Source organism: Acinetobacter sp. DL27 (assembly GCF_055810995.1).
This window is the reverse complement of record NZ_CM147947.1, coordinates 2,266,021-2,287,140: the sequence shown is the minus strand read 5'-3', so window position 1 is coordinate 2,287,140 and position 21,120 is coordinate 2,266,021. Positions and strand designations below refer to the sequence as shown.

17 protein-coding genes and 4 tRNA genes are annotated in these 21,120 nt (G+C 43.0%); 10 read left to right on the top strand and 11 right to left on the bottom strand.

Annotated elements, in window-relative coordinates; genetic code table 11:
• The first annotated feature begins 192 nt into the window (after positions 1-192).
• Genes AC0KVP_RS11075 through AC0KVP_RS11065 form a run of 3 tightly spaced genes read left to right on the top strand, consistent with a single transcriptional unit; the run spans position 193 to position 2,218 of the window.
• Positions 193-600, top strand: coding sequence for a YraN family protein (locus AC0KVP_RS11075; protein WP_473336665.1), 408 nt, complete (start codon positions 193-195; stop codon positions 598-600).
• A gap of 60 nt (positions 601-660) precedes the next feature.
• Entirely contained in the window at positions 661-1,344 is a 684-nt protein-coding gene (locus AC0KVP_RS11070) for a BON domain-containing protein (RefSeq protein WP_010326352.1), read from the top strand.
• Positions 1,334-2,218, top strand: coding sequence for an alpha/beta hydrolase (locus AC0KVP_RS11065; RefSeq protein ID WP_010326353.1), 885 nt, complete (start codon positions 1,334-1,336; stop codon positions 2,216-2,218). Before AC0KVP_RS11070 ends, AC0KVP_RS11065 begins: the two co-directional genes overlap by 11 nt.
• Before the next feature lie 42 nt (positions 2,219-2,260).
• On the opposite strand, the gene nudC is transcribed toward AC0KVP_RS11065, so the two are convergent.
• From nudC to dnaQ, 3 genes are all read right to left on the bottom strand, one after another.
• The gene (gene nudC, locus AC0KVP_RS11060) at positions 2,261-3,037 is read right to left on the bottom strand and encodes an NAD(+) diphosphatase (RefSeq protein ID WP_473336661.1); all 777 of its coding nucleotides are present in this window, start codon (positions 3,035-3,037) and stop codon (positions 2,261-2,263) included.
• Positions 3,037-4,680 (bottom strand): chemotaxis protein, encoded by a 1,644-nt coding sequence (locus AC0KVP_RS11055; RefSeq protein ID WP_234951500.1) that lies wholly within the window; start codon positions 4,678-4,680, stop codon positions 3,037-3,039. Before AC0KVP_RS11055 ends, nudC begins: the two co-directional genes overlap by 1 nt.
• Positions 4,681-4,806: 126 nt before the next feature.
• Positions 4,807-6,228, bottom strand: a complete 1,422-nt coding sequence (dnaQ, locus tag AC0KVP_RS11050) for a DNA polymerase III subunit epsilon (protein ID WP_473336658.1) — start codon at positions 6,226-6,228, stop codon at positions 4,807-4,809.
• Between the two features lie 209 nt (positions 6,229-6,437).
• On the opposite strand from dnaQ, the gene AC0KVP_RS11045 reads away from it, so the two are divergent.
• From AC0KVP_RS11045 to AC0KVP_RS11020, 6 genes are all read left to right on the top strand, one after another.
• A complete protein-coding gene (locus AC0KVP_RS11045) occupies positions 6,438-9,707 on the top strand; it encodes a LysM peptidoglycan-binding domain-containing protein (protein ID WP_473336656.1) in 3,270 nt (1,089 codons plus the stop codon).
• A 35-nt stretch (positions 9,708-9,742) separates the two neighbouring features.
• The gene (locus tag AC0KVP_RS11040; protein WP_473336654.1) at positions 9,743-11,584 is read left to right on the top strand and encodes an extracellular solute-binding protein; all 1,842 of its coding nucleotides are present in this window, start codon (positions 9,743-9,745) and stop codon (positions 11,582-11,584) included.
• A gap of 21 nt (positions 11,585-11,605) precedes the next feature.
• A complete protein-coding gene (locus AC0KVP_RS11035) occupies positions 11,606-12,667 on the top strand; it encodes a microcin C ABC transporter permease YejB (protein ID WP_473336652.1) in 1,062 nt (353 codons plus the stop codon).
• Positions 12,667-13,680 (top strand): ABC transporter permease, encoded by a 1,014-nt coding sequence (locus tag AC0KVP_RS11030; protein WP_473336650.1) that lies wholly within the window; start codon positions 12,667-12,669, stop codon positions 13,678-13,680. Before AC0KVP_RS11035 ends, AC0KVP_RS11030 begins: the two co-directional genes overlap by 1 nt.
• Positions 13,655-15,244, top strand: coding sequence for an ABC transporter ATP-binding protein (locus AC0KVP_RS11025; RefSeq protein ID WP_473336648.1), 1,590 nt, complete (start codon positions 13,655-13,657; stop codon positions 15,242-15,244). The genes AC0KVP_RS11030 and AC0KVP_RS11025 overlap by 26 nt, the downstream gene beginning before the upstream one ends.
• Before the next feature lie 119 nt (positions 15,245-15,363).
• Complete coding sequence (locus AC0KVP_RS11020; protein WP_473336646.1) at positions 15,364-16,608, top strand: NADH:flavin oxidoreductase/NADH oxidase family protein; 1,245 nt, start codon at positions 15,364-15,366, stop codon at positions 16,606-16,608.
• Positions 16,609-16,616: 8 nt separating this feature from the next.
• Here the strand turns inward: AC0KVP_RS11020 and AC0KVP_RS11015 are convergent, their stop codons facing one another.
• On the bottom strand, positions 16,617-16,994 hold the full coding sequence (locus AC0KVP_RS11015) for a glutathione binding-like protein (protein WP_473336644.1): 378 nt from the start codon (positions 16,992-16,994) through the stop codon (positions 16,617-16,619).
• The gene (locus AC0KVP_RS11010) at positions 16,954-17,271 is read right to left on the bottom strand and encodes a glutathione S-transferase N-terminal domain-containing protein (protein WP_473336642.1); all 318 of its coding nucleotides are present in this window, start codon (positions 17,269-17,271) and stop codon (positions 16,954-16,956) included. The genes AC0KVP_RS11015 and AC0KVP_RS11010 overlap by 41 nt, the downstream gene beginning before the upstream one ends.
• 62 nt (positions 17,272-17,333) lie before the next feature.
• On the opposite strand from AC0KVP_RS11010, the gene AC0KVP_RS11005 reads away from it, so the two are divergent.
• Positions 17,334-17,942 carry a YiiX family permuted papain-like enzyme gene (locus AC0KVP_RS11005; protein WP_224466797.1) on the top strand — a complete coding sequence of 203 codons (609 nt, stop codon included), beginning with the start codon at positions 17,334-17,336 and terminating at the stop codon, positions 17,940-17,942.
• 77 nt (positions 17,943-18,019) lie between these two features.
• On the opposite strand, the gene AC0KVP_RS11000 is transcribed toward AC0KVP_RS11005, so the two are convergent.
• The 6 genes from AC0KVP_RS11000 to AC0KVP_RS10975 all read right to left on the bottom strand — a co-directional run bounded on the left by AC0KVP_RS11000 (position 18,020) and on the right by AC0KVP_RS10975 (position 21,034).
• Positions 18,020-18,095 (bottom strand) — tRNA-Glu (locus AC0KVP_RS11000).
• Between the two features lie 47 nt (positions 18,096-18,142).
• Positions 18,143-18,218 (bottom strand) — tRNA-Glu (locus AC0KVP_RS10995).
• Between the two features lie 24 nt (positions 18,219-18,242).
• Positions 18,243-18,318, bottom strand: a tRNA-Glu gene (locus tag AC0KVP_RS10990).
• A gap of 132 nt (positions 18,319-18,450) precedes the next feature.
• Complete coding sequence (locus tag AC0KVP_RS10985; RefSeq protein ID WP_224466795.1) at positions 18,451-19,356, bottom strand: alpha/beta fold hydrolase; 906 nt, start codon at positions 19,354-19,356, stop codon at positions 18,451-18,453.
• 80 nt (positions 19,357-19,436) lie between these two features.
• Entirely contained in the window at positions 19,437-20,849 is a 1,413-nt protein-coding gene (locus tag AC0KVP_RS10980; protein ID WP_473336639.1) for an amino acid permease, read from the bottom strand.
• 109 nt (positions 20,850-20,958) lie between these two features.
• A tRNA-Glu gene (locus AC0KVP_RS10975) sits at positions 20,959-21,034 on the bottom strand.
• Positions 21,035-21,120: the final 86 nt, after the last annotated feature.

Genomic DNA, 21,120 nt, shown 5'->3' with positions numbered 1-21,120 from the left:
GCAGGAGTCAGTGAGACATTCGGCTGAAATATAAACGTCAAGAAGGCTTTAAAACGTAGAATGAAATGAATTGATTGGTTCGAGAGATTCGCAGCAGTGGTTTTAAACATCAAAAATTTAGATTTTTGATCGAAATTGAGTTTTTCGAAATTTGCTGATTAAAAAATAAAAAGAAGTAGGGAGGATAAAGACATGAAACTGGGACAATGGGCGGAGCAACAAGCTTTGGCGGTGCTAGAAGAACAGGGTTATGTTCATGTACAGTCCAATTATCACTCGCGCTTTGGCGAAATTGATCTGATTGTACAAAAAGGTCAAGAATTGGTTTTTGTTGAGGTCAAAGCACGTTCAAAAACGCATTTTGCACAGGCTGCTGAAACAATTTCCTATTCAAAACAACGCAAAATAGCAAAAACAGCCATGTTATTTTTACAAGATCATCCACATTTCCAGCAATATTATTGCCGCTTTGATGTGATTTGTTTTGATTTTTTTAAAGAAATTGCAAAAACCATACAGCAAGATTTTTCAAAATTCACTTATGATCAGCAATGGATAGAAAATGCTTTTACTTTTGATCAAGACTTTATTAATCTTTGAACAAAATCAAAGCTGAAATGCTGAATTAAAATAGTTTGAAAAGTTGAGGAGTCTTGCTGAGTGTTCAATCGTATTGCAATGACCGTATTATGCGTCGCAAGTTTATCTGGATGTGCAAGTTTCATTTCGGGTGGGACAGGAACAGCCGCTGTAGGAACAGAAAGCGGTGCACGTTCATTAGGGCAGGTCTTTATTGACTCTTCAATTGAGCGTACTGCAAAAATTAACTTATATAAATTGGACAGCCGTTTTAAACAGTCACGTGTCAATATCGAAAGTTTTCATGGGAATGTCTTGTTAACAGGACAAGTACCCGATCAACACTTACGTCAGTTGGCTGAAGACAATGTACGGGCGATGTCGGACGTCAAAACCGTGCATAACTACATTACAGTTGGAAACCAAATTAGTTATAGCACCATCATGCAAGACACCTCAGTTACAGCAAATACACGTGGCTTGATCATGAAAGCTGCAGTTGTTTCAGATGCGAAAGTGCGTATTCACACCGAAGATGGCGTGTTATATGTGATGGGACGTTTAAATGGTGCTGAAATTACCGATTTAAACCAAGTGTTACAGCAAGTGGGGAATGTGACTAAAATTATCACATTGGTGGATAATATAGAGCAACAGACGCAAACGACCAGTGCATTTGCATCACCAATGATTAATTCAACACCGACAGAGCAAACGCCTGTTGCGATAGACCCAGACCAAGTTGAGCCAAATAATGTTCAATAAGCTTCAGCCTTTTGTTCAAAGACTGAATCGTTCGGTAGAGTATGCAAGATTACTCTATCGTGACTTTCGTATTTATGATGTCGGTAGTTATGCCTTAAACCGTTTAACACCGCGTAAGGGTTATTCGGTCCAAGAAAATGTAGCCTATGGGTTACGTGCGCGACACCGTTTAGATTTGTTTCGTACACAAACACCGCGTGAACACCGTCCTCTGATTGTATTTGTGCATGGTGGCGCATGGATGCATGGCGATAAAAAAGATTATCGTTTTATTGGCGAAGCCTTTGCCAAAGAAGGCTTTGATGTGGCGGTGATTAACTATCACTTGGCGCCTGAGCATATTTTTCCTGCCTCTATTGATGATCTCAGCTTGGCTTTAAATTATCTCAATGTACATCAACTTAAATATCAAATTTCGACTGAAAAAGTGGTGTTGATGGGGCATTCTGCGGGCGCATTTAATGTGATGTCTGCGCTCTATCATCCGAAACCGTATGAAATACAATGCCGCAGCCAAATTACCGCCATTATTGGTTTAGCCGGACCTTATCATTTCGACTATAAAGGCGATCCAATTTGTGCGGATGCTTTTGATCAGAACAGACCTTATCAAGAAGTGATGCCATATTATTTCGTCGAGTCGAATAGGGTTAAACATTATCTGTTGGTTGCTGAGAATGATGATGTTGTTGGGTTAAGCAATGCTGTTGATTTGGATCGTAGGTTGAAAGAAAAAGGCAACTACAGTCAACTTTGGACGGTGCCACGCATTGGTCATATTTCAATGATTGGTTCAGTATCGAGTTTGTTTAGTCGTTACTTCACGACCAAGCAAAAAATTATGCAGGCGCTAGAGGATGCGCTTAAGCACTAATTGGGTTTTAAAGTATATTTGTTGTAGAGATGGTGAGTGAGCTTACAGCCACTCACGTGTGTCATCCGCGACCGTTGTGCCTTCTGTCGCATGCATGATCATGGCATGTGCAATACTGCCTTTGAACGGAATTTCAGGCAATTGATCAAACTTAAAGAACTGGGCATCGCTGATTTCTTCTTCTTGTAAGCAAAGCTCACCCGATGCGTATTCTGCTTTAAATGCAATCATTAAGTTACTTGGGAAAGGCCAAGGCTGGCTCGCTAAGTATTGAACATTTTTAACTTGAATGCCGACTTCTTCCAAGGTTTCGCGGCGTACAGCTTCTTCTAAGGTTTCACCGACTTCAACAAAGCCTGCAATCAAACCATACATATTGCTGCGGGTATTACGCGCATTTTTTGCCAACAGAATTTCATCTTCACCTCGTGTAATGACGGTGATAACACAGGGTTGTACCCGTGGATACTGATGATAACCGCAGGCAGGGCAGATCATGGCATATTCGCTGGCATGCGCTTCTGTGGCGTGGCCGCAATGACTACAAAATTTATGATTGCGACGCCATTCTAACAGTTGAATAGCTCGACTGGCCTGTTCGAATTGTTTGGTGCTCCAGAGTGGAAGCAACTGGCGAATTGGGATGAGTTCTAAGCCATCAGGGATTGGCTCATTGTCTAGCAGGTCTCGGGCAATCACTTGATCATCCGAGTGAAAACTTAAATCACTTGCTAGCTTTTCTACACGAGGCAATTGAAAGTTATGGTCCACCAACAATTGTTGTTGGTGGAAAATATAAGCAAGTGAAAGTTCTGACATTAGGCAACAGTCTTTAGTTTTTGGCTACTGTTCAATGCTACATCAAACATACTGTGTAATACAGGCTGTTTGTTTTTTAAGTTATCAATCAGCATATCTGCACTTGCGAGAGCATCAAGTACATGATTCACCTGAGCGGCAGTGAGCGCAGTTTCAGCCGTGATTTGTTGTTGCACAAAATCTGCTGAAAGATTCAGAGCAGTTTGACCATTTTCAGCGCCTAAGAACAGCATTGCGCCAGCAACTTCACGTAGTTGTGCAGGAGTATTCTCAAGGGCAGTTAAATCTTGTTCTTGCTGATATTGCGCCAACGCTTGACTACTTAAGTCAATAGACGTTTTAGCCTCAGTCAATAAAGCAGCATGGGCTTCATCTAAACGGTCTAGTGAAATATTCATGTTGTTCACACGAAGCTGTAGGCGGCTTGAAGTATGGTGACGTTCTAACACGCCAATCGAGTTCATTGCCGACAAGATCACGTTCATCAACTGCTGCGCAAAACCTTCATCTTTCAGCATATCTGCTTGACTAAGTGATGCTGCTTGACGGTTTAAGTCATTATGCGCTTCATTTAAGTTCAATACTTTGAAAATGTTCGCCAAATCGACCAGTTTTGCTTGGAGCTCTTGGGTCTTTTCAGGGGTCATGTTTTGGTAGTTGTACTCAATGTCATTGCGGATTTGCGACATTTCGGTGGTTACCAAATCACTAATGGTATGCATCGTGTCGAAATCTGGGCCATACAGATGACGACTGAAAACTTGCAGCTGCGTATCTGTGAGTAAGTCATCGCCAATATTGAGTTTGCCACGGATGTGTTGAGAAACTTCGTCTTCTTGGCTGATACATAGGCTGAGAATGTTGGCAAGATCGGTGAGGCTGGCTTTGAAACGTTCAGGCGCAGTAAAGAACTGTGCAATGTTACGTTCGATGCTAATCAAAGTGCGTAAACGTGGTTCATTAATGAGCAATTGTTCAATTTGATTGAGTGCAACATAGACCAAGTTCCAATATTGTTTACTCGGCGTTTGTTCTGCTAGACCCGCTAAATAAGTTCCCACCAATTTCATTGCTTGTAAATCAAGTTCGCTTTCTTCTTGTTTCAGCATTTGGCTTAAAGACAGCTTGTACAAGCGGTGAACATATTGAGATTTTTCAAGACTTGGTGCTTGAGGGAGGCTGAAATCTGGGGTAATACAGTCCAGTAAGGACTCGATGTGTTGACCTTCTTGCGTTAGAGGCTTTGCTAATGCAATTTCAAGACGGTTTAAGGTATCGAGTAAAAACTGTGGAATTTTCACTTCTCTTAAGCAAATGAACTCAATATAGCGCTTCAGCATGGTCGTGCCTTCGCTGAGAGCAATCACATCTTGCGTATTAATCTGTGCAGGATTCCCCATGATCTTGCGCATAAGTTCTGCGGAATATTCAGCAATTTTGGCCAAGCTTGACATATCAATTAATGCAAGCACTTGAGCACACTGCTCAAATTGGTTTAATGCGTCGTCAATTCCAAAAGGTAAAGTCTGATCTTCTGCTAAGGTGCTCACAGCTGATTCAACCAGCTTAATGGAGTTATCCACTTCATTTTTTATTATCAGCAGCGCCGTTGGATCAAAATGAATAGAGGTTTGGTAAGACATTGATCTGCACCTATCCTAGTGTTTTATCGTGTTTATATGCGGCCCAAAGAAGGCATAGCAACTTGTTCATCACTATAGCCTAACTGAAAAATCTTGTAATACAAAAGTTAACAAAAACTTTAGAATTTATTTGGCAAAAAGGCAGGGTGTGCCATGTTTTTCTTGGTATTGTTTGACCCAAGTCTCATGTGCTTTAAGTTCTTCGGCTGAAGGGTGAATTACCATCAGTTCAATATCCAGTGCTTGGCGCTGACTTTGCCCATTTTGTTGTTCACTATGTGACAGGGCATCCATATCAAAGGAAACCTGACCACCCGTCATAGCCAAGTAAACGTCGGCTAGAATTTCAGCATCCAGTAAGGCCCCGTGGAAGGTACGGTCACGCTGTGGAATTTCGTAACGGCGAACTAAGGCATCGAGTGAGTTTTTTTGCCCCGGATGCTTAGATTTTGCCATCGCGAGGGTATCTGTCACCGCACAAACTTCAGAAAGCGCAACAAATCCTGCACGCTTGAACTCCATGTCTAAGAAGTTCATATCGAAGCTTGCATTATGTGCAATGATTTCCGCACCTTTGAGATAGGCAAATAAAGTGTCTGCAATCTCTTGATACAGCGGTTTATCTTTTAAAAAGTCATCAGAGATACCGTGGACATTTTCAGAGTCGCCCACAGGTTTTTTCGGGTTGATGTAGATATGAATCGAGCTGCCTGTGAGCTTTCGATTGACCATTTCAATCGCACCAACTTCAATAATGCGATCGCCATCTTGATAATAGAAACCGGTGGTCTCTGTATCGAGAATGAGCTGTCGAGGTCCAAAGACCTCAACCTTACGTGGAGTAATCACAATTTGTGGATGTTGTTTGAGTTTTGTTAAATCGACATTTGTTGCAACTTCAGGCGTTTGTTCAATAGAAGGCACCGTTGTAGCAAGTTCTGGTTCAGCGACTAAACTTGGCTCTTGTTCTGCAATGTGTATTTCACTTTCGGTTAAATCTTCGCTGTTATCGACTTCTTCGTCATCGAAACCCAAACCAAAAGGGTCGTTTAACAACCAGTCTGGTTCAACTTTTTTTTTATCTACAGACGGTTCTGTTGTCGCTGTTTTAGACTGACGAAGTTGAGCCTGTGTTTGATCGGCACCAAGGTTCGCCAATTGATCTGCCATTTCGTTACCTTCATGACCTGCATGGCCTTTGACCCAGTGCCAATCGATATCACGGCCTTGGCAGGCTGCATCGAGTTTTTTCCACAAATCTGGATTTTTAACGTCTTTCCAGTTTTTCTTTTTCCAACCTGTAATCCACTCGGTAATGCCGCGTTTGACATAGGTTGAATCGGTCCAGACAACCAACTTCGCATCATTTGGGCAAAAAAGAATGCCCTCAATGGCTGCGGTAAGTTCCATACGGTTATTGGTGGTGTTGTCTTCACCGCCGCACATTTTATGTTCTTCAGTTTCTGTAATAATGTACGCGCCCCATCCCCCAAGACCAGGGTTTCCACGACAAGCACCATCGACATACAGGGTAATTGTTTGTGACATACACAACTTCCGTAAACTGAAAATTAAAACTAAGCGGGCACCATTGTATAACGCAAATGCACTAGAGAAGTGTATAACATGCAGCTTTTTTAATTTCTTGTAACATTTATACTGATTTCAAGTTAAATTAACGCCTTGTGTCTGCGGCGTGCTTTACTACAATGGCAGATCTAAAAAATAAATTTTATACGAGTTGTTTGGATTTTCTTATGTATAAGTCAGCTGCCATTTTTGGCCAACCGATGTTACCGACATTATTTAAAATTACAGTACTCGGTTCAGCACTTGCGACACTTGGACTGGCTGGTTGTTCCTCGACGCAAAGTGCAACGCAAACATCTAAATCCAAACAAGTCGGATCGAACTACCTAGATGCAAACAGCCTAGATTCTTTAGAAGATTTACTTTCTGCAACCGACATGCGTGCGGTGGAAGGGGATCGCCTGTTGGTGTTAAAGCACGGTGACGTTTGGAAGCGTATGACCGTGGGCTTTAAAATGAACACCGATCATTGGAATCCGCGTATTGATGCTCAGCGCGGGTGGTTTATTTCACGCCAACCGTATTTGGATCGTTTAAGTGCACGAGCTTCACGTTATTTGTATCACACCGTTAAAGAAGCCGAGCGTCGCGGTTTACCAACAGAGCTGGCTCTACTGCCTGTGATTGAAAGTTCGTATGACCCTGCTGCAACCAGTAGTGCTGCGGCTGCGGGCTTATGGCAGTTTATTCCAAGTACGGGACGTATTTATGGCTTAAAACAAAGTAGCCAATACGATGGTCGCCGTGATGTGGTCGAGTCAACACGTGCTGCGTATGAGTTCTTGGGCAGTTTATATAACCAGTTTGGTTCGTGGGAACTTGCACTAGCGGCTTATAACGCAGGTCCGGGCCGTATTCAACAAGCGATTAACCGTAATAAAGCCGCAGGTTTGCCGACAGATTATTGGTCATTAAAACTGCCTGAAGAAACCATGAACTATGTGCCACGTTTCTTGGCGGTTGCGCAGATCATTAAAAATCCAAATGCCTATAACATCAATTTACCGCCGATTGCGAACCGTCCGCACTTTAGAGAGGTTACTGTGGGCGCGGTGAGTCTAAATGAAGTTGCGTCGATTACAGGTTTAAGTCGTGCCGAGCTGTATCAGTTAAATCCGGGACACCGTGGTGAATGGATTGATGGTGCAAGTCCAATGCGGATTTTAATTCCTGCGGATTTGAGCCCTTCAGTGGATGTACGTTTGAAAAAATTACAGGGTGGTTCAGGCGGCTTGTGGGCATCTGCAAATACCAAACTGCCTGAAAATAACCAAACGATTCAACCAAGCAAAATTGAACCGCCAACGTTGAACACCAAAGCGATCACACCGTCGAAAACTACACCACCTGTTTTAGCGACGACAACCACAAAAACCACAACAGGAAAGCCTACCACTTCATCTGTGGTTGCGTCGTCAAGCGGTGCAGCTATCTCTACGCCGCCTCGTGGTTCAACGCCTAAGGGTTCTAATGCACTGGCTGCTTTTGCTGCTAATAGCGATATTCCAAGTGCGCCGCGTATTCCAGTTGCAGTGACGCCAGCGACCCCAGTGAAACCAGTTTCCGTTGAACCACCAATTTCAGCGGCAGAACGTGAGCAGTTAACCGCGGCAATTCAAGCTGAAGGTCAAAGCAAAACTGTCGATGAAGTTCTGAAACCAGTTGCGACGAAAGCAGAGCAAGCTGAAGTGGTAGCTGAAATTCAGGCTTTAGCCCCTCAAGGCACAGAAATTGTAGATCCTCTGGATGGTAAAATTAAGCTGACTGCAATTCAAACCAGTCAGTCAGTGGCTGAACTGCAAGGCAAAGAGTTAACCAAAGGTTTTGCTTATCCAAAGTCTGTGGCTGACAATACCCGTTTAGATTCAGATGAAGTGCAGCGTAATCAAGGCAAAAACTTTGTTAAGACTGACTCTGAAATTGTGATTGTGCCGCCAAAAGGTAAACGTTCAACTTATACCGTACAACCGGGTGATACTTTGGCGCTGATTGCTGCCAAAAATGGCGTGAACTGGCGTGATGTGGCGAAGTGGAACCAAATGGATGCCAATGCCACACTTTATGTCGGTACATCAATTTATTTATATGATGCAAAACCACAAGCTGAAAAAGTAGAAGTACGTTCTACCGTGAAAGCTGAGACTAAACCTGAGAGTTATACTGTTCGTGCCAATGATACCTTAACAGGCATTGCGGATGAGTTTGGTTTAAGCTTAAAACAGTTGGCTGACTATAACGGTTTAAGCGTAACCAGTGGTGTACGTGTGGGGCAAAAGCTATCATTAAAAGAAACAGCTCAATCCCGTACTAAATCCAACGATGAAAAAAACAGCAGCCCAACCAAAGTGGCAACCCAGTCTTATACCGTGAAACGTGGTGAATATCTGAAATTGATTGCAGACCGTTATGCGCTGTCAAATCAAGAATTGGCAGATTTAACACCGGGTTTAAATGCGGGCAGCAACCTGTTGGTGGGACAAAAAATTAATGTGCCACTCAATGAGGTCAAAAGCTTAACGACAAGTAGTGCCAAAGCATCTCCAGTCAAAGCTGAGCCACAGTTCAAAGTTGAAAGTTATAAAGTACAACGTGGTGATACTTTGTATAGCATTGCATCACAGTCGAAGATGAGCCTGTCGGAGCTAGCTGATCTCAATAATCTTTCAACCAATAGCGGCTTGCAAGTGGGTCAAAGTATTAAGATCCCTGCGGGTTCAACGGTGCCAGATACTTATACCGTTCGGTCAGGAGATTCGTTAACTGCGATTGCTTCGAAATATAATTTGGGTATGGATTATATTGCTGACCTCAACAACATGAGTCGTACAGCGGGCTTACGTGCGGGTCAAAAGCTCAAATTAACGGGTGAAGTGCCTGCTGTTGAAACGCCGAAAACAGTCGAAAAACAAACTACTGCAAGCAATAACTCAACCGATATTCACGTTGTGAAATCGGGTGAAACCCTAAATAGCATTGCGCGTAAGTATCACTTGCAACTGAACTATTTGGCTGAATTAAACAACCTAAGCCGTACAGCCAATGTTCGTGTCGGTCAGCGTTTGAAAATTGAAGGTGATGTTGATTCAGCTCCAATCAAAACAGAAACAGTGGCAGCAAAGCCACAAGCAACTTCTAGCCGTGCAACTGAAGCTTATAAAGTGAAGTCAGGTGAGTCGTTAAACTCAATTGCAAACCGTGCTGGGATGTCTGTGTCAGAGCTTGCTAGTTTAAATAATTTGAGTCCGCGTGCGGGCTTACAAGTTGGGCAGACCATTCAAATCCCGAAACTGATTTCGCAGTACACGGTGAAACGTGGTGATACTCTAATTGGACTGGCAAGTCGTTATGGTATGGACACTTCGCAATTGGCTGAGCTCAATGACATTAAACCGAATACGCAGTTGCGCATTGGGGATGTAATTAAGGTGCCGAACTAATATTGAGTTGAAATGCAATTTCAGAGAAAGCTCCGATGAAGGTTAGAACAATATTCTTGCTGTTCAGCCTTGTAGCGATTCCATTTAAGGCATGGTCTGCACTGCAGACCATGCCTTTTATTGCACCTTATGCTACGCCAAAATACAGCCAATTGGATCATCTGCCTTATGCCAATGTGCAGGCACCGAAGGGTGGCGAATTAACACGTGCAGTCATTGGGAGTTTTGATAACTTAAACAGCATGAATGGTCGCGGTACTGCGGTTGAGGGAACCAACTATTTATTTGACTCACTTATGAGTAGTTCTTTGGATGAGCCTGCGGTGATGTATCCATTGCTGGCAGAAAAGGTCAGCTATGACCCGAAAAACTTTAACGCGATCATTTTTCATTTAAACCCAAAAGCACGGTTTAGTGATGGCAGTTCTGTTACCGCAGCCGATGTAAAGTTCAGTTTTGATATCTTTCAAACCAAGTCCAATTTTGGTTTACAGATGTATTTGTCGGATTTAGCCAAGACCGAAGTGTTGTCCAAATACAGTGTCAAAATGCATTTTAAAACCCGAAATAATGTGGAAATGCCTTTGATTGTGGCCAGAATGCCAATTTATTCCAAAAAAGACTGGCAAGGCAAAGATTTTAGTAAAACTTCAGTCAAGCCGATTTTAGGTTCAGGCCCTTATCTTTTAGAGAAAATCAATGCAGGGCAGCGCGTTGTTTATAAGCGTAATCCAAAGTATTGGGCCAGAGATTTAAAGGTTAACCAAGGGCGCTATAATTTTAACCGCGTGGGTTATGTGTATTATCGTAGCAAAGATATTGCTTTTACTGCGTTTAAGGCGGGTTTATATACTTTGCATGAGGAAGAGTCCGCACGACAATGGGTGACTGCTTATAACTTTCCCGCAGCGAAACAAGGTCTCATTAAAAAATATCGATTTAAGCATTTCAATCCGATACCGACGCAAAGTTTTGTGTTTAATACCCGTCGTCAGCCTTTTCAAGATATTTATTTTCGCCAAGCTTTGACTTATGCCTACGACTTCGAGTGGAAAAACAAAGCGATGTTCTATGGGCAATATCAACGCTTGCAAAGTTATTTTTCTAATAGCGAACTAGAGGCGAAGGGTGTGCCTTCGGCTGCTGAAATCAAAATCTTAAAGCCTTATTTGGCTAAATTGCATCCCGTACAGCGAGATGGCGTTTTAAAGAACTGGCGTTATTCAGCTTCAGATGGATCGGGCTATAATCGAAATAATTTACTCATTGCACGACAGATTTTATTAAAAAACGGCTATACATATAATGCCAAAGGGCAATTGTTGGATCGGAAGAACAAGCCGATTCAGTTTGAGTTTCTGATTCAGCCGAGTGATGCTGTGCGTGAAATTACGCCTTTTGTTCGCCATCTAAAGCGCCTAGGAATACAGCTGAGGATTCGACAGGTTGACACACCGCAGTATTATGAGCGGATGCGTACTCAAGATTTTGATATGACCCTACAAACGATGCCACAGTCTTTGACACCGGGCAAAGAACAGGTGCAACTGTGGGGCAGTGCTTCAGCCCATCAGGTGGGAAATTATAATTATTCGGGTATTCAAAATCCGGTGATTGATCAGATGATCCAACAGTTGATTCAAGCGCCTGATCGTAAGCAAGTGGTCGTTCAAACGCGTATTTTAGATCGCTTGCTACGTGCGGGTTATTATCAAATACCGACCTATGGTAAAGCGGATCAATGGTATGCCTATTGGAATATGTATCAAAAACCAAAACAGAGTCCACAGTTGCATGTCGGTTTGGATTATTGGTGGAGTGATGCCAAACAGGCAAAAAAGGTGGGTCGGTATTTAGGTCAGGCAGCCAAGCCATAAGCTGGCATAGGGGTTTTGGAGATGCATATGTATATATTCAAAAGGCTGTTGCTGATTGTTCCAACTTTATTTCTGATTTTGCTGATCAATTTTGCTGTGATCCAAATTGCGCCCGGTGGTCCTGTTGAGCAAGCCATTCAACAAGCGGAAGCTATGCAAACTTTGGGTAATCTGGGCGGTGCAGGTGGAAGCTCAAATGTCTATCAAGGCGCACAAGGACTCAGTGATGAAATGCTCGCAAAGATCAAAGCACATTATGGTTTTGATCAGCCCATGCATATACGCTTTTTTGAAATGGTAAAGAATTATGTGCAACTGGACTTCGGTACGAGCTTTTTTAAAGACCAGCCCGTTACAGCACTGATTAAGGATAAATTACCTGTATCCGTGTCCTTGGGGCTGTGGAGTGCCTTGCTAATCTATCTGATTTCCATTCCTTTGGGCATTAAAAAAGCCCGATTGCACGGCACGGTGTTTGATCAGTCTACATCGCTACTGTTGGCAGTGGCCTATGCAGTTCCCGCATTTATTTTTGCAATTCTCTTGATTGTCTTTTTTGCAGGCGGTTCTTATTTCCAATGGTTTCCCTTGCAGGGTTTGGTCTCGGAAAATTTTGCGGACTTGTCACTATGGGGAAAAATTAAAGATTATTTTTGGCACATGGCTTTACCGTTTTTAGCGATGGTGATTGGTGGCTTTGCCACAGTGACTTATCTCACCAAGTCTTCGTTTATGGAAGAGCTCAGCAAGCCCTACGTGCTGACGGCGCGTTCTAAAGGTCTGACTGAGTCTCAAGTGTTGTACGGTCATGTGTTTCGCAATGCAATATTGATTGTGGTGGCAGGTTTACCTGAAGCTTTAATCGCTTACTTTTTTGTAGGCAATTTATTTATTGAGATCATTTTTAATCTGGATGGTTTAGGTTTATTGGGCTTTGAAGCTATTGTGCAGCGTGACTATCCTGTGATTTTTGGCACATTGTTCATTTTTACTTTGTTGGGCTTGCTGCTGCGTCTAATTGGCGATGTGTTGTATCAGTGGATTGATCCGCGAATACATTTTGATTCGCAAGGGAGAGGCTGATGTCACCTATTTTACAGGCAGGTTTCAAGCGATTTAAGCAAAATAGGCTCGGTCTCAGTTGTTGTATTTTATTTCTTTGTGTTTTCGTGTTGTCTTTAGCCGCAGAACTGATTGCGAATGATAAACCGCTGTTGCTTAAGTATGATCAGACCTTATATTTCCCTGTATTGAAACACTATCCTGAAACGACTTTTGGTGGAGTTTTTGAGACTGAAACTGAATACAAAGATCCAGTGGTACAACAGCTGATTCAGGCAAAAGGTTGGGCTGTTTGGCCGTTGATTCGATATTCATATCAAACCCCCAACGTAGATTTGACTGTTCCTGTACCGTCCCCGCCCACGATGCAAAATTGGCTCGGGACAGATGACCAAGGTCGTGATGTCTTAGCGCGTGTGTTGTATGGTTTACGTGTCTCATTGCTGTTCGGTTTTGTTTTGACTTTTAGTTCAGCTGTACTGGGCATTGTGATTGGTGCACTACAAGGTTATTACGGTGGTTGGGTCGATTTAATCGGGCAGCGCATTTTAGAAGTGTGGGGCGGGTTACCCATGCTGTTCATGGTGATGATTTTAGTCAGCATGTTCAGCCCTAATGTCTACTGGTTATTTTTAATCATGCTGTTATTCAGTTGGACAATTTTAGTTCCACTGGTACGTGCTGAGTTTTTAAGGGCACGTCAGCTAGACTATGTCCGTGCCGCGCGAAGTTTGGGTGTCACCAACCGAGCTATTATTTTTCGGCATATTTTACCCAACGCGATCAGCTCTAGCCTGTCACAACTGCCTTTTATTTTAACTGCCAATATTACTGCGCTAACAGCACTGGATTTCTTGGGTTATGGCCTACCGCCTGATGCTGCGTCATTGGGCGAGCTTTTGTTGCAAGGAAAGAATAATTTAAATGCACCTTGGTTAGCACTGTCTGGCTTTTTCAGCTTGGCCATTGTGCTTGCGTTGCTGATGTATATCGGGGAGGCTTTGCGCGATGCATTTGACCCTAGACACCAATAGAACAGCCTCCATACTTGAAGTGAATGCAGTGAGCATTCAAAGTGCAGAACGGCTATTGGTCGATCAGCTCAGTTTTGAACTACGTGCTGGGCAGACTTTAGCGCTGGTTGGAGAGAGCGGTTCAGGGAAATCGATCAGTGCTTTAGCCTTGATGGGGTTATTACCGAAAGCATTGCAAGTACATGGCTCAGTACTGTTAGACGGAAAAGAGCTACTAGAGTTAAACGATGCACAACTTAGGTCGATTCGTGGGCAAAAAATCGCGATGGTTTTTCAAGAGCCAATGAGCGCTTTAAATTCTTTGCATCGGGTGGAAAAGATCATTGCCGAGACTTTATGGTCACAGGGCTGGTCTAAAAAGCAAGCGCGACAACGAGTAATTGCCTTGCTAGAGGATGTGGGTATTCCAAATCCTGAAAGTGTGTTGCGGCGTTTTCCTTATGAGCTGTCTGGCGGCCAGCGTCAGCGGGTCATGATTGCTATGGCACTGGTGCAAGAGCCTGACATTTTGATTGCTGATGAGCCTACCACGGCACTAGATGTCATGTTACAAGTTCAAATTTTAGACTTGCTAAAGTCTTTACAACAGCGCCATAACATGGCCATGATTTTGATCAGCCATGACCTCAACTTGGTGAAACATTATGCTGATGATGTCGTGGTCATCCATCAAGGTAGGGTCGTAGAGCAAGGGGCGGTTGCGCAGATTTTTGAACAGTCGCAGTCTACTTATACTCAAAACCTACTCAATCATTCTTTTGGCCAAGCCATTAGTGTACAAGATGCTGCTCCTTTGCTCCGCTTAAAACAACTTGAGGTTAAATTTCCGATTAAAAAAGGCTGGTTTAATCGCACGACACAGCATCTTACTGCGGTTGAAGCTTTGGACTTGAGCTTGGCTCAAGGGCATTCTTTGGGAGTGGTGGGGGAAAGTGGTGCAGGCAAAAGTTCTTTGGCACTGGCTGTAGCAAGGTTGATTGAAAGTCGAGGGCGGATCCTGTTTGGGGAACATGATTTAAACCAATTTTCGCAAAAAGCATTACGTCCGCTTCGCGGTGATTTTCAAATCGTGTTTCAAGACCCGTTTGCAAGTTTGAATCCACGCATGAGTGTTGAGCAAATCATTGCAGAAGGTTTGACTTTAAAACCTTTGTCTTCATTTGAGAGGACACAGCGTATTGAGAATGTTTTAACTCAGGTGGAGTTGCCAGTCACATTTAAAAGCTATTATCCACATGAGCTATCCGGTGGGCAGAGGCAGCGTGTAGCTTTGGCACGAACCTTGGTACTTCAACCTAAACTGTTGATTTTAGATGAACCAACTTCGGCCTTAGACCGAAGTACGCAGCGTTCGATTGTGGCGTTATTACGCCGTCTACAACACGAGCAGGGTATGAGCTATTTGTTTATTAGTCATGACTTACAAGTGGTACGAGCACTCTGCCAACAGGTTTTGGTCTTGCGTCATGCCAAAGTGGTGGAATTGCAAGCCACTGAACAACTTTTTGAGCAACCGCAGTCTGACTATACGCGTCAATTGATTCAAGCCAGTCAGTATCAGTAAAATTATTTTGCTAAATAAAAACTTAGAAAATTTGACAAAATGAATTGTCAAATTTTCTTGACTGTCGCCAAAAAACACATAGAGTAAAAACACTAAAAAATATTAAAGGATGAATTTTCATGAGCCAGCTTGCAAGCGCAATCGCCATTGGGCAGGTCCATTTTAAAAATAAGATGATTAAAGGGGCGATGAGTGAAGCACTCGCCAATAATGCTGGCCAGCCGAATCATTTGCACTTAGGCTTGTATGAGGCTTGGGCAAAAGGAGGCCTAGGCTGTGCTATTACAGGCAATGTGATGGTGGACTTTCGAGCTAAAAATGAACCAGGCGTGGTGGTGATTGAAACTGAACGTGACTTAGAGCCACTAAAACAATGGGCTGCGATTGGTAAAAAATATGACATGGTGCAATTGGTGCAGTTGTCACATCCGGGCCGTCAGTGTCCTAAGGGTTTAAATAAGGAAACGGTTGCACCTTCAGCAGTACCGTTTAGTCCCGCTTTATCAATGAGTTTTGGAACGCCGCGAGCGCTTCGTGAAGATGAAATCCTTGATATTATCCAGCGCTTTGCAACTTCAGCTGCCATTTGTGAGAAAGCAGGCTTTGAAGGCGTGCAATTACATGGTGCACATGGTTATCTCATCAGTCAGTTTTTATCGCCGTTGACCAATAAACGCCAAGATCAATGGGGGGGCTCTGCTGAAAACCGCATGCGTTTTTTATTGGAAATTTATAAAGCAGTACGTGCAGCGACTTCAGAGCAGTTTGTTATTTCGGTCAAACTTAATTCAGCAGATTTTCAGCGTGGTGGAATCTCGGAAGAAGATGTCATTGCGACATTTAAAGCTATTGATGCGGCTGGGATTGATTTGATTGAAATTTCAGGTGGTAGCTATGAAGCACCTGCCATGGCTGGGGTGAAGCAAGAAAAACGTAAAGCGTCGACCATTGCACGTGAGGCTTACTTCTTAGAGTTTGCTGAAAAAATTCGTGAACAAGTCCAGTGTAAGTTGATGGTGACAGGCGGTTTTCGTACTGCTGCGGGTATGAACGCAGCCTTAGAAAGTGGCGCGTGTGACTTTATTGGGATGGCGCGTCCATTTGCGGTAGAACCCGACGTGACCAATCGTTTAATTGCAGGGCAAGATGTACGTTATGCAGTCGATAAGATCAAAACAGGCATTTCAATGATCGATAAAATGGCGATTATGGAAGTGATCTGGTATGCCGCGCAATTTAATGATATCGCAGAAGGTAAAAAACCAAATCCGAAACTGTCACCGCTCAAAGTGTTTTTTAATTATTTAAAAGGCAATGTAAAGGCGGTGATTAAAGGGCAAGTCAACTCTAGAAAGTCAGCTTAAGCATAGCATTACTGCGTGATAGACCAATATTGTTCAAAATAGGAAGCAGACCATTGCCCACGTGCCATTGCAGCATTGAAGGCAGGTCTGCTTTGTATTTGGGCGAAATAGTATTGAATGGACTGATACTGAGCAAACTGTGGTGTGGCATAACTGGCCGCATAGAGTGGAAACCACATCAAGATATCTACATAACTAAACACATCGCCTGCAACGTATACATGCGTGCTTAAGTGAGTATCAATTTCTTTCAGTTGTCGATGGAGTTCAGGGTTTAAATAAGCGTGATTGAAGGCGCCTTGAAAGGCCAAACTCACAAAACGTACAACAAAAGGTGTTTGTTGTTTAATGTGTTGGAAAACTTGTTTCAATGCCAAATTGGGCATGGCTATAATGGCTATAAAAGCAGAAGTTCCAATACTGTGTATGTTCATGGGGAATAATCAACTTCTGGCACAGTTGGCATAGGTATTCTACGATTGCACTGCTTTCCGTAAGTCGTATCGTCTGAGTATTATGTGAAATGTCGAGCGTTGGAAATTTCAGATTTGTTTGTTTAGCTTGTGTTGCATCATACAGCTGGAGTTCATAAGATAGCTCAAGTTCCTCAAGTAGCCAAAGAATACGTTGTGAGCGCGAGTTTTGAAGATGATGTAAGATCATAAATATTTTTAGTTTTAAGTGATTGATCGTATCTATAAAAAGAAGAATAAAGGAAATCTAGGATGAAAAATAGAAATGTTGCGATTTTAAGTGCTGTTTTAGTTTTGGTAAGTCCTCAACAGCTATGGGCGAATATGTCCTATCAAACAGGCGATATTATTTTTCACGTCTCGAAATCTCAACAAAGTTTAGGGATACAAAAAGCGACCAAGTCTCGTTATAGCCATATGGGTTTAATTGTTCATAAAAATGGAAAAGCATGGGTTTTAGAGGCAGTTCAGCCTGTGAAATATACGGTACTTCAGCAGTGGATTGATCGCGGGGTTGAACGGCATTATGTGGTGAAGCGCTTTAAAACGAATTTGACTGTTCAGCAAAAGCAGCAACTGATCAAGAATGCAGAACAATACTTAGGCCAGCCTTATGATCTTTATTTTGAGTGGGACAATCGTGCTTTATATTGCTCAGAAATAGTCTGGAAGGCCTATCATGATGCTTTAGGCATTGAGTTGGCGCCGTTATCCAAACTGAAGCAATTTAATTTAAGTTCGCCTGAAGTCAAGCAACTCATGCAACAGCGATATGGGAAAAACATTCCCTTGAATGAAACTGTGATTGCGCCACAGGCTATTTTTGCCTCGACCGCTTTAATTGAAGTTGATCGTAAATAGACAAGCAATAAAAAAGCCCAAGTCATAATGCTTGGGCTTTTTTGTGAGATGACTTTAGAAAGAATCAATCTCGAATATGGCGTCCCTACGGGGATTCGAACCCCGGTTACCGCCGTGAAAGGGCGATGTCCTAGGCCTCTAGACGATAGGGACAGTACAGAAGTGATGTTTTAAAACCAATTACTTTTGATCTTAAGTAATGGCGTCCCTACGGGGATTCGAACCCCGGTTACCGCCGTGAAAGGGCGATGTCCTAGGCCTCTAGACGATAGGGACTTAATAAAACTTTACTTCTGAAATTGGCGTCCCTACGGGGATTCGAACCCCGGTTACCGCCGTGAAAGGGCGATGTCCTAGGCCTCTAGACGATAGGGACGTTTCAGAGGTGGGCGTATATTAGGGCGAAAATAGAGGGGTGTCAAACGCTTTTCTCTAAATAATTCCAGTTTTCCGTGTTGAGTGCATAAATTTAAAACAATCTAGATAAAATGATTAAAAATCATATGATTTAAGCCGATTTTTTAAGCAATTGAAGCACGTTGTTGATGAACTCGGGGTGGCGTAAATAGCCTTCGATCAGATGAGGATGAGCAAGATCAGTAGTGATTTGCTTGTTGATAATGGCGGGAGTAAAAGCAAACGGTTTTTGGTTCAGTGGAAAAGCACTCAGAAAATCAGCATCTGAATAAAAATTGATCCAATCGCCATATAAAGCAGCGGGCCGTTGAATAGGTTGCTGCAAATGACACTGAATAACGCGAAAGGCCAGTGGTGAACCGAGGGTAATCAGTGTTTGAATCTTAAGTTCAGGGTGTTGAATTAAATAATTATAGGCAATCACGCTGCCTAGAGAGTGGGCAATCACAATATTGGGTTTCGTACCGTGTAAGTGCTCATGCAGACGTGTATGCACGGTGTGGATGAAGTGTGGATTGGATAAATATAGATACGCTTCCATCAAAAAACGATGAATAAAGCTGCTATGCAACTCCGGAAAGTGATTGATTAAACTGGCTAAATCACGTAAGGCCAGATCTTTGCCGAGGAGGCTGATGTATTTAATTTTATTATTGAATGAGAGTTCATCTGAAATTGTGAGCTGAGGGTTTTTAGAAATTTCAGCTTGATGTTCGATATTGGGTGCGGCGGTGTGCGTTAGGTGAATAGGATGTAAAAAGGAAAAAGGAGACCAATGTTGTGGCATGAGGGTGCTGGCGTTGAGGGTATTTTCTAAATGCTGACGTGTTAGGAGATCTCCGTAAAAGGCCAGCCGACTGTGCCGCTGAAGATAAGGAAGGTCATCTGCACGGCCAAGTTCACTCAGTACCTGTTGTAAGATCATAAGCCAATGTTGAAGCAGGGTACGCGCAGTCTTATGCTGCTGATTCATCCCATGAATCCATACAATATTCATCAGGCATGCACCGATGATGTACTCGATAAAAACAGTATAAAAAAAAGAGCGACCGAAGTCGCTCTTTTTAACAATACGGATTAAGATTTCTTGTGATAAAAGGTGTAATAACTGGCATAACATGCTGCAATAAACAATAAACAACCAAAGAAGCTAATACGCATACTTGGATCAAACACCATACTGACGCAGGTGATAAAGCAGAAGATAAAGCCAAGGATTGGCACAATAGGAAACAGCGGCGCTGCAAAACCTAATTCTTCTTTTTTACGTCCTTGTTTATACCATTGGCGACGGAAGTTAAATTGGCTTAAGCAAATACTCATCCAAACGACGACCATGGTAAACGCTGCAATACCTAAAAGGTTTGTAAAAATGGCTTCAGGTGCAAACTGTTCAGACAGTAAACCCGGCATACCGCCAATCATGGTCACGATAACTGCCACATAAGGGACACCACGTGCATTGATTTTTGAGAATACTGCTGGTAATTGCTTTTGGTAAGATAGCGACCACATCATACGCGAAGCGGCAAATAGTCCTGAGTTTGCAGCAGATAGCAACGCAGTGATAATCACAAAACGAATGATATCTTCAGCATAAGGAATGCCAATGTGCTGGAATACGGTTACAAATGGACTGCTACTCACGCCTTCAGCTGCTAAACCTGCTTCTTGATGCGGGAGGAGTGAAGTCACGACCAAGATGGTACCCACAAAGAAAATCAATAAGCGGAAAATCGCAGTATTGATGGCTTTGGGTACATTCTTAGCAGGATCTTTGGTTTCACCCGCAGCAACACCAATTAGCTCTGTACCAGAAAATGCAAAGTTCACGATCAACATGGTGGTAAAGATAGGGAACAAGCCTTCTGGGAACCAACCCTGAGCCGTTAAGTTGCTAAATAAAGGTGCAGCTTCATAGCCTCTGTAGCCAATCACGCCAAAAATAGCGAGTAGGCCCAGTAAAATAAAAATAACAACGGTGATAACTTTGACTAAAGCTAACCAAAACTCAGATTCTGCGAACCATTTGGTCGAAATCATATTTAAACTAAATACAAAAGCACCAAAAATTAGAGTCCACATCCACATTGAACTATCTGGAAACCACTCCTGCATGAGCAGAGCGGCAGCTGTAAACTCGGTGCCTAGCGTGACGGACCACGTTAGCCAGTACAGCCATGTGATGGTATAACCTGTACCTGGTCCGATGTAGCGTTTGGCATAAGCACCAAATGAGCCAGACTCAGGCATATGAACAGCAAGTTCCCCTAAACACAGCATGACCATATATGCAATGATCCCGCCGAGGAAATAAGAAATAATGGCACCTACAGGCCCCGTTTGTGCAATGACTTCACCCGATCCTAAAAATAGGCCAGTCCCGATTGCGCCACCAAGCGAAATCATAACCAGATGTCGAGTACTCATAGCGCGTTTTAAAGGCGCAGAATTGCCCTGATGCGAAGCATCATTCGGAGATGAGTGCATAAGCGTTAATAAGTTCAGGAATGAAGCGGGCTATTGTAGTGAAAAACTGCAAATCTGCAATGAAATAATAGTAATTATGAATAAGTGTTGATCGGATAAGATCAAGAGATGGCGTCCCTACGGGGATTCGAACCCCGGTTACCGCCGTGAAAGGGCGATGTCCTAGGCCTCTAGACGATAGGGACGTTGCGAGGTGATGCGTATATTAAGGACTAAAGGCCTATTTGTCAAAAGGGTTTTTGCTCTGTGATGGTTGAAAGTTCAAACATTA